Source organism: Mycobacterium sp., from assembly GCF_049280035.1.
GTDB lineage: Bacteria > Actinomycetota > Actinomycetes > Mycobacteriales > Mycobacteriaceae > Mycobacterium.
The window spans coordinates 1-8,415 of the sequence record NZ_JBAPPI010000181.1; the positions used below are offsets into that span (position 1 = coordinate 1).

Here is an 8,415-nt window from a genome sequence, read left to right on the forward strand (position 1 = left end):
CCTTGCCGTCACCGATCTTGCCGGTACGGGCGGCGTTGACGATGCCCTCGACCACGCGGTCCACGGATTCGTCGTTGACCACCACCTCGACCTTCATCCTGGGGATGAAGTCGACCTGGTATTCGGCGCCTCGGTAGACCTCGGTGTGGCCCTTTTGCCGACCGTAGCCTTGCACCTCGCTGACGGTCATGCCAAGCACTCCGGCCGCTTCGACGGCGGCTTTGATGTCTTCCATCGCGAAGGGCTTCACGACTGCAGTCACCAGCTTCATCGCACAGTCAGCTCTTCTGACCGACGCGGCCGGCGACGAGGGTTTCGTCGGGGTAGGCCTCTTCTTGGTGGATCGCGACGTCGCCGAGCTCCAAGACGTCGTCGGGTGCGCGCAGCTTCATGAAGAGGCCAAGGAATCGGAGAATGGCGAACGTGATGAAGGCGTCCCACACGATGATGGTGAGCGCCGCGCCCAGCTGAATCAGGATCTGGAAGGGGTGATGACCCCACAACCATCCCGCGGCGGTGACGTCGGCGACATCCTTGCCGTTGCCTTGATAAAAGAGAATGTGCGGATCAGCCAGCACGCCGACCAGCAGTCCGCCGGCCAGGCCGGCCACACCGTGGGTGTGCACTACGCCCAGGGCGTCGTCGACCTTCTGGAAAAGCCGAGTGCGACCAAGCCAGTTCCAGGACATCCACACCAGCGATGACGCCACCACACCGATGATCAAGGCGCCGAAGGTGTTGACGAAGCCCGCCGCGGGAGTGATCGCTACCAACCCCGCGATCATGCCGTTGATGGCGCCCAAGAAAGTGGGTTTGCGGTCGCGACTGGCGAACATGTCCCAGATCACCCAGGTCAACAGCGCTGCGGCGGTGGCCAGGTTGGTGTTGAGCACCGCCAGCGAGGCATTGGTGCCGGCGAAGTAGGGGTCACCGCCGTTGAACCCGTTCCAGCCCAGCCACAGAATGCCGGCCCCTATCGCAGCCAACGGCAGGTTGTTGGGCACCGCGTGTTGACGGTCGCGGGCCAGCCGGGGTCCGATCACTGCGGCGGCGACAAAGCCGCTGGTACCGGCGGCCAGGTGGATGACGTACCCACCGGAGAAGTCCAGCGCCCCCGTCGTCCACGCTTTGATGGCGCCGGCGTGTGGCTGTGCCCAAAAGCCCCCGCCCCACAGCAGGAACGCATTGACCGCGTAAGCAAAAGTCGACCACAGCGGAACGAAAAGCAGCCAGACCTTGAAGCTCATCCGACCGAGCACGCTGCCCAAGAACAGCAGCGGGGTAATAGCGGCGAACACGAACTGGAAGTAGGCCAACGTGGTCTCGGAGAACCGGAACTTCGGCATGCCCGCGTCGAGCAGCGGGATGCTCGCCTGATGCTGATTGTCGGCACCCAAGATGGACCCCGGCTTGCCCACTGCGGACTGCAGGATGCCCGGGCCGAGCTTCAGCGGCTGTCCGAAACCCATTTTGAATTCCCACAGCACCCACGCCACCAGCACCAGCGAAAACCCGGTGAAGGCCATCAACATCGTGTTGACCGCCCACTTCTTCTGGACGAGACCCCCATAGAGCACCGCGATACCGGGGATGCTCATCAGTCCGACCAGAGTCGCGGCCATTAACTGCCAGGCGTTATCCCCGGAGTTGAGCCAATCGGGGTAAGGGTTCATATCGGCATCCCTCTCGATCAGTTGCCGCGCTGGCGCTATCGAGCGGTCAAAACTATTGCACCGGACGGTTTCTGCCAGATGACTGATTGTTAATTTTGAATTTCCGCTGACGGACCGAGCCGGACGATCCACCACCGCTTAGATGTTCGCTAGCGGAATTGCCGGGCCAGCGCACAGCTACCTAGGCGCACTCAAGCCATATTTTCGAGTTCTTTGCGGATGGAGACGGGTCACACCATTACGGGCGAATTCCCGCTACCCGACACTGAGCCTGAACTGTCACAGCGTGCGCGTCGCGCCGGCCGTCGACGGCGCGGCACCAGTCGTGTGCGGCCACACCGCACGCGTGCTCGAGTCCACCACCCATGCTGCTCGGGAACGTGACCGTCACGCAGCCATCACCAGACCGGTCGTATGGCGACGAGTGACCGGCAAGACCCCAGGCAATCGCGCCCGCCACGACGACACCAACGACAACGCCGGTCGCTATCAGCGCCGCACGGCGTTCGCCCGCGGTGAGCGGGTCCCTTGGTGGCGTCTTACCGGTGTTGACCGTCGCAGACTCCTTCGCCCGGCGAAGTCGATCCGCTCACAATATCTAGAGACGGCAGAACCGACCCCATTGCCGGAGATATCGAGGAGAGTGACTCGTTGGAAAGCCGCAACCAAGTCCTGATTTCCGCCGCGGAGTTGAGCGATCTCATTCACGCCGGCCATCCGGTGACGATTCTCGATGTGCGCTGGCGACTCGATGAGCCCGACGGCCACGCGACGTATCTGCAAGGGCACATACCGGGCGCGGTGTACGTGTCACTCGAGGACGAGCTGACCGACCACACGATCACCGGGCGAGGACGACACCCGCTGCCGTCGGGGCGCAGCGTCGAGGCGTCCGCGCAACGTTGGGGCATCCGAGAAGGCGTACCCACTGTCGTCTACGACGATTGGAATCGCGCCGGTTCGGCGCGAGCATGGTGGGTGCTGACCGCGGCCGGACTCAGCGACGTGCGCATCCTGGACGGCGGCCTGTCAGCCTGGCGGTCGGCCGGAGGCAGCTTGGCCACCGGCCCGGTCAGGCCGCAGGCGGGCAATGCGACGGTGTTGCACGACGATTTGTATGCCGGAGCACTTCCGACGTTGACGGCGCAACAGGCGGACGCAGCCGAGGTGACACTGCTTGATGCGCGGGCACCCGAACGCTTCCGCGGTGATGTCGAGCCGGTCGACCTCGTTGCCGGTCACATCCCCGGCGCGAAAAATCTTCCCAGCAGCGATGTGCTCGCAGGCGACGGCACGTTTCTCGCTGAGAGCGAGCTTGGCCCGTTGCTCGCTAACCACGGCATCGAGCGCGACGGCCGACTCGGCGCCTACTGCGGCTCGGGTGTCACCGCCACCATCACGCTCGCGGCGCTGGCCACGATGGGATACCAAGCGGCGTTGTTTCCGGGGTCGTGGTCGGAGTGGAGTTCGGATCCGGACCGTGCCGTGGCGCGGGGATCCGAGTAGTCGTCTCCGACTACAAGGTTTGTCAATCGCCGCCGACGGTAATGCGGCTAAGAAGGTGGACGTGTTGGTCGACCTACATGTCCACCCAGGTCTCGTCGGTTCAGCCGAGAGCCGGCGGGACCGTCACTTAAAGATCCAGTCCCTCGGCGGGTACGTCTGCTTAACCGGACGATGGTCTCACTCTTTTAGTTGTAGTAACGTGCGGCTATGGACACCGATGTCTGGATTCTCGGCGGCTACCAAAGCGATTTCGCCCGCAACCTCACCAAAGAAGGCCGCGACTTCGCGGCTCTGACCAGCGAGGTGGTCGAGGCCGCACTCGCCGCGGCAAAAGTGGACACCGCTGAGATCGGCGTCGTCCACGTCGCGAACGCATTCGGTGAGATGTTCGCCGAACAGGGCCACCTCGGCGCCATGCCGGCCACCGTGTGCGACGGCCTGTGGGACACGCCGGCGTCCCGTCATGAAGCCGCGTGCGCTTCCGGCAGTGTGGCGACCCTGGCAGCGATGGCCGATCTGCGGTCGGGCAACTACGACACCGCATTGGTGGCCGGCATCGAGTTGGAGAAGACCGTGCCCGGCGATACCGCCGCCCGTCATCTCGGCGCCGCAGCATGGACGGGCCACGAGGGTGCCGACGCCCGGTTCCTCTGGCCATCGATGTTCGCCCAGGTCGCCGACGAGTACGACCGCCGTTACGGCCTGGACGACGCACATCTGCGGGCGATCGCGCAACTGAACTTCGCCAACGCACGGCGAAACCCCAACGCGCAGACCCGAGAATGGGCCGTGCCCGACCCGATCAGCGACGACGACGCAACGAACCCGCCGATCGAGGGTCGACTGCGCCGATTCGACTGCAGCCAAATGACCGACGGCGGCGCGGCCGTCGTCCTGGTCACCGATGGATACCTGCGCGATCATCCGGGCGCGCGCCCGATCGCCCGCATCACCGGCTGGGGGCATCGCACCGTCGGGCTGGGGCTGCGTCAGAAACTGGACCGCGCGGCCACTGGCGACTCGGCTCCCTACGTGCTACCGCATGTGCGGGCGGCCGTACTCGACGCGTTGCGCCGCGCGCAGGTGTCGCTCGATGACCTCGACGGGATCGAAGTCCACGATTGCTTCACGCCCAGCGAGTACCTGGCGATCGACCACATTGGGCTGACCGGGCCGGGTGAATCGTGGAAGGCCATCGAAAACGGGGAAATCGAGATCGGCGGGCGGCTGCCGATCAACCCCAGCGGCGGGCTGATCGGTGGCGGACACCCGGTCGGCGCGTCTGGGGTGCGCATGCTTGTCGACGCGGCCAAGCAAGTCAGCGGAACGGCCGGCGATTACCAGGTCGAGAACGCGAAAACCTTTGGCACGCTGAACTTCGGCGGTAGTACCGCGACCACGGTCAGCTTCGTCGTCAAACAAGCGGAGGGCTGAGGAGATGGACGTCGAAATCGTCGGCAAATTTCTGTCGACCCTGCCCGAAGACGACGACCACCCCTACCGGACCGGTCCGTGGCGACCGCAGACCACCGAGTGGGACGCCGATGACCTCACCGTCGTCGAGGGTGAAATCCCCCGCGATCTGGACGGTGTCTACCTGCGCAACACCGAAAACCCGCTGCATCCGGCGTTGAAGACTTATCACCCGTTCGACGGCGACGGCATGGTGCACGTGGTTGGCTTCCGTGACGGAAACGCCTTCTACCGCAATCGCTTTGTACGCACAGAAGGTTTCCTGGCCGAGAACGAAGCCGGCGAACCGCTCTGGCCAGGGCTGGCCGAACCGGTGCAGTTGGCCAAGCACGAACAAGGCTGGGGTGCTCGCACCCGGATGAAGGACGCGTCGAGCACCGATGTCATCGTGCACCGAGGTATCGCACTGACCAGCTTCTACCAGTGCGGCGATCTGTACCGCGTCGACCCGTACTCGGCCAATACGCTCGGTAAGGAGACCTGGCACGGAAACTTCCCGGACGACTGGGGTGTGTCCGCGCATCCGAAGGTCGACGCCAAAACCGGCGAGCTGCTGTTCTTCAACTACAGCAAGCAGGCGCCGTTCATGCACTACGGTGTCGTCGACGACAGCAACCAACTGGCCCACTACGTCGACATTCCGCTGCCGGGGCCGCGACTGCCGCACGACATGGCTTTCACCGAAAACTATGTGATCCTCAACGATTTCCCGTTGTTCTGGGACCCGAGGCTGCTCGAACACGACGTACATCTGCCGCGGTTCTATCCCGACATTCCATCCCGCTTCGCCGTGCTCCCGCGCCGAGGCGCAACCGCGGACATCCGATGGTTCGAGGCAGACCCGACGTTCGTGCTCCACTTCGTCAACGCGTACGAAGAAGGCGACGAGATCGTGCTGGACGGATTTTTCGAAGGTGCTCCCCAGCCCCTGGACACCGGTGGAACAGCGTGGGACAAGCTCTTTCGCTTCCTGGCACTGGATCGGCTGCAGGCCCGGCTGCACCGGTGGCGGTTCAACTTGGTCACCGGGGCCGTGGCCGAAGAGCAATTGTCGGATTCCATCACCGAATTCGGGACGATCAACTCCGATTACGCAGCCGGCAAGTACCGCTACAGCTATGCAGCCACCGGCAAGCCAGGCTGGTTCCTGTTCGACGGGCTGGTCAAACACGATCTGCACACCGGAGCCGAAGAGCGCTACCCATTCGGCGACGGCGTCTACGGCAGTGAAGCCGCGATGGCTGCCCGGGTGGGCGGTGCCGACGAGGATGACGGCTACCTGGTCACACTGACCACCGATATGAATGCCGACTCGTCCTACTGCCTGGTCTTCGATGCCGCCCGAGTCGGCGATGGTCCGGTATGCAAACTCGCACTGCCCGAACGCATTTCCAGCGGCACTCATGCCACCTGGGCACCGGGCGAGCAGTTGCGGCACTGGCATACCGCCGACTCACCTGCCGGCGCGATCGGGCTGTGAACGCGACGTCCCCGACCACGCTGAGCCCCGGTGGCACCAATGCGGTCGGACGAATCCTCGGATTGCTCGGCGACGAATGGACGCTGCTGATCATCCAGCAGGCACTGTTGGGGGCAACCCGTTATGGCGAGTTCATGGAGCGGCTGCCGATCTCAAACTCGGTGCTCACCAACCGGTTGCGGGCGCTGACGGATGACGGACTGCTGGTGCGCACGATGTACCGGACCCGGCCGGTTCGCGCCGAGTATCTGATCAGCCAACGCGGACGGGCCCTTTGGCCGGTACTGCTGTCGATCTGGGAGTGGGAACGACGGTGGGTGCCCGAGCATGTGCACCGGCTCCCGGGGATGCGCCACACATTGTGCGACAGCGACTTTGCGCCGATGCTGACCTGCCGATCGTGCACCGAGGTGGTGACCGAGAAACAGGTCACTGCGCGCTGGGGTCCAAGTGGCTCGTGGCCACGCTCGGTGCCCGAGGCGGTCACCCGTCGCCGAGCAAGCGCCGAGGGCAACCGGCATCAGGCAGGGCTATTCCCAGAGACGATGAGTGTGTTCGGAAACCGTTGGGCGGCGGCGCTGTTGGTGTGTGCTTTTCTCGGGACTAACCGCTTCACCGATTTTCAAACGCAGCTTGGGGCGCCGCCGACACTGCTGGCCGGCCGGTTGCAGACGTTCTGCGCCAACGGCGTGCTTTCCGCGTCGCGGCAAACCGGTCAGGCACGCGCCCGTTATCAACTCACCGAAAAGGGGCGCGCGTTCTTCCCGGTGATCGTCACCGCGCTGCAATGCGGCCAGCAATGGTTTCACGCGCCGGAAGGGCCGGCCGTGCTGATCACCCACCTCGGCTGCGGTCAGCCGTTCACCGGCGAACTGACCTGCGACCAGTGCGCTCAGCCGTTGAAAGGCGCGCAAGTCAGCGTGGGCTAGCGGATCGGCCGCCGCGTAGCGACGACGCCAACGCCCACATCGAGCACAGCACCGCGGCGGCCGCGGCGGCGCCGCCGATGTAAAGCCCATATGCGGCCGACACCGGTGGCTTGACGTAGACGTCGTAGTAACGCAGCGTCAGCGCGACGACCAGCAGCGAGATCACCAGCGCGGCAACCGATGCCGACTTCGCCAACAAACCCCTGCCGACCATCGCGCCCGCCACCAGCAGCGCCGAGGCCAGCAACACGATCAGCTGACCCGCCCCGAAGCGCCCCGCAAGATGCAGGCTGCCGGCGCTGCCGCCGATCGCGTTGGCCCAGCCGCCGCCGTTGACGCTCGTCGTCAGCCACGGCAGCCACGCGCTCACCGACACCGTCGCGGCGGACAGCGCAACCAACCAACCGGGGCGTAGGCGGCTCATACTCGCCTCAGGCCGGCGCGAACACCGTGACGAATTTGTTCAACGAGTCCCGGATATCGCTGCGCAATGCGGCGGCGACGATCATGCCGATGGGCCCGAACAGCGCCGGACCTCCGAGATGCAAATCCAAGCTGACGACCGAGTCATAGTTGTCAGGGCCCTTCGGCTTTACTTTCGCGATCAACTTGACTTTGACGCCGCCGACACCCTCACCGTTGAGCGTCATGGTCTCCGGCGGCTTGTAATTTACGATCGTCCATTTGATTCGGTTGGGCATGCCCTTGACTTCGACGATCGACTCGATGACGGTGCCCTTCTCCAACTGCTCAGGCAGCTTGGTTCGCCAGACCCGGTGGACGGTCAGCCACTCCTTGAAGCGGGACAGGTCAGACGCACTCTCCCACGCCTTTTCGGGCGGTAATGGTACGTCGATGGATACAGAAAGCTTCGCCATGAGTTAGCTCTACTGGTTACCCTTCTCGCCATCGTTTAAGGCGTTCTTCGCCGCTTCCTGCACCTTGTTGACGGTGTCTTTGTACTTGCCCTCGGTTTTGGAGTCGACGAACTCGCCGGCCTTGTCGATCGCGGCGTCGAGCGTGTCGGCATTCTGCGCCAGCAGGTCCTTAGCTTTGTCCAGGAATCCGATCAGTCTGTCCCTTTCCGATAGCCGACCCTACCGCGTCGTCAAAACTTCAGGTGGTGGCTGACATCGCCAACCTGGTCGACGAACATCGTGCGGCTGTCGAACCACCAGACGCCGTCCATCCGGTGAAACGTGTCCTTGTAATGCCCGGTCACGATCACCTGCAATGGCAATTCCGGAGTGGCTTGGGTGACGCAGTAATACGACGTGCTGCGTGCGGTGCCACCGGCCTCATCGATCTCCAGCTGCACATTGCTGGTGTTGTGCTTGGTCTTCGGGGTGCCGTC

The 8,415-nt window shown here is 64.1% G+C and carries 10 protein-coding genes; 4 read left to right on the plus strand and 6 right to left on the minus strand.

Features of this window, described 5'->3' with window-relative positions:
- Together WAN71_RS05910 and WAN71_RS05915 are read right to left on the minus strand one after the other, a co-directional pair.
- Window positions 1–271: P-II family nitrogen regulator (locus WAN71_RS05910; RefSeq protein ID WP_422224440.1), on the minus strand; the 271-nt coding region annotated here is incomplete at its 3' end.
- Window positions 272–278: 7 nt separating this feature from the next.
- Window positions 279–1,673, minus strand: a complete 1,395-nt coding sequence (locus WAN71_RS05915; protein ID WP_422224441.1) for an ammonium transporter — start codon at window positions 1,671–1,673, stop codon at window positions 279–281.
- 651 nt (window positions 1,674–2,324) lie between these two features.
- Between WAN71_RS05915 and WAN71_RS05920 the strand changes: the two genes are divergently transcribed.
- The 4 genes from WAN71_RS05920 to WAN71_RS05935 all read left to right on the plus strand — a co-directional run bounded on the left by WAN71_RS05920 (window position 2,325) and on the right by WAN71_RS05935 (window position 7,061).
- Window positions 2,325–3,179, plus strand: coding sequence for a sulfurtransferase (locus WAN71_RS05920; RefSeq protein WP_422224442.1), 855 nt, complete (start codon window positions 2,325–2,327; stop codon window positions 3,177–3,179).
- A gap of 207 nt (window positions 3,180–3,386) precedes the next feature.
- Window positions 3,387–4,613 (plus strand): acetyl-CoA acetyltransferase, encoded by a 1,227-nt coding sequence (locus WAN71_RS05925; RefSeq protein ID WP_422224443.1) that lies wholly within the window; start codon window positions 3,387–3,389, stop codon window positions 4,611–4,613.
- 4 nt (window positions 4,614–4,617) lie between these two features.
- Window positions 4,618–6,132 carry a carotenoid oxygenase family protein gene (locus WAN71_RS05930; RefSeq protein ID WP_422224444.1) on the plus strand — a complete coding sequence of 505 codons (1,515 nt, stop codon included), beginning with the start codon at window positions 4,618–4,620 and terminating at the stop codon, window positions 6,130–6,132.
- On the plus strand, window positions 6,129–7,061 hold the full coding sequence (locus WAN71_RS05935; RefSeq protein ID WP_422224445.1) for a winged helix-turn-helix transcriptional regulator: 933 nt from the start codon (window positions 6,129–6,131) through the stop codon (window positions 7,059–7,061). The genes WAN71_RS05930 and WAN71_RS05935 overlap by 4 nt, the downstream gene beginning before the upstream one ends.
- Here the strand turns inward: WAN71_RS05935 and WAN71_RS05940 are convergent.
- The 4 genes from WAN71_RS05940 to WAN71_RS05955 all read right to left on the minus strand — a co-directional run.
- Window positions 7,048–7,485 (minus strand): hypothetical protein, encoded by a 438-nt coding sequence (locus WAN71_RS05940; protein WP_422224446.1) that lies wholly within the window; start codon window positions 7,483–7,485, stop codon window positions 7,048–7,050. The two genes, WAN71_RS05935 and WAN71_RS05940, sit on opposite strands and share 14 nt — an antisense overlap.
- Before the next feature lie 7 nt (window positions 7,486–7,492).
- The gene (locus WAN71_RS05945; protein ID WP_422224447.1) at window positions 7,493–7,939 is read right to left on the minus strand and encodes a type II toxin-antitoxin system Rv0910 family toxin; all 447 of its coding nucleotides are present in this window, start codon (window positions 7,937–7,939) and stop codon (window positions 7,493–7,495) included.
- Between the two features lie 9 nt (window positions 7,940–7,948).
- Window positions 7,949–8,131, minus strand: coding sequence for an antitoxin (locus WAN71_RS05950; RefSeq protein ID WP_422224449.1), 183 nt, complete (start codon window positions 8,129–8,131; stop codon window positions 7,949–7,951).
- A gap of 38 nt (window positions 8,132–8,169) precedes the next feature.
- Window positions 8,170–8,415, minus strand: a 246-nt coding sequence (locus tag WAN71_RS05955) for a nuclear transport factor 2 family protein (protein WP_422224448.1), incomplete at its 5' end; no start/stop codon positions are given.

Excerpts from the sequence above, each read along its gene's own strand:
- WAN71_RS05915 (WP_422224441.1), bottom strand. The coding sequence starts at position 1,673 with ATGAACCCTTACCCCGATTGGCTCAACTCCGGGGATAACGCCTGGCAG.
- WAN71_RS05925 (WP_422224443.1), top strand. The coding sequence starts at position 3,387 with ATGGACACCGATGTCTGGATTCTCGGCGGCTACCAAAGCGATTTCGCC.
- WAN71_RS05930 (WP_422224444.1), top strand. The coding sequence starts at position 4,618 with ATGGACGTCGAAATCGTCGGCAAATTTCTGTCGACCCTGCCCGAAGAC.
- WAN71_RS05940 (WP_422224446.1), bottom strand. The coding sequence starts at position 7,485 with ATGAGCCGCCTACGCCCCGGTTGGTTGGTTGCGCTGTCCGCCGCGACG.
- WAN71_RS05945 (WP_422224447.1), bottom strand. The coding sequence starts at position 7,939 with ATGGCGAAGCTTTCTGTATCCATCGACGTACCATTACCGCCCGAAAAG.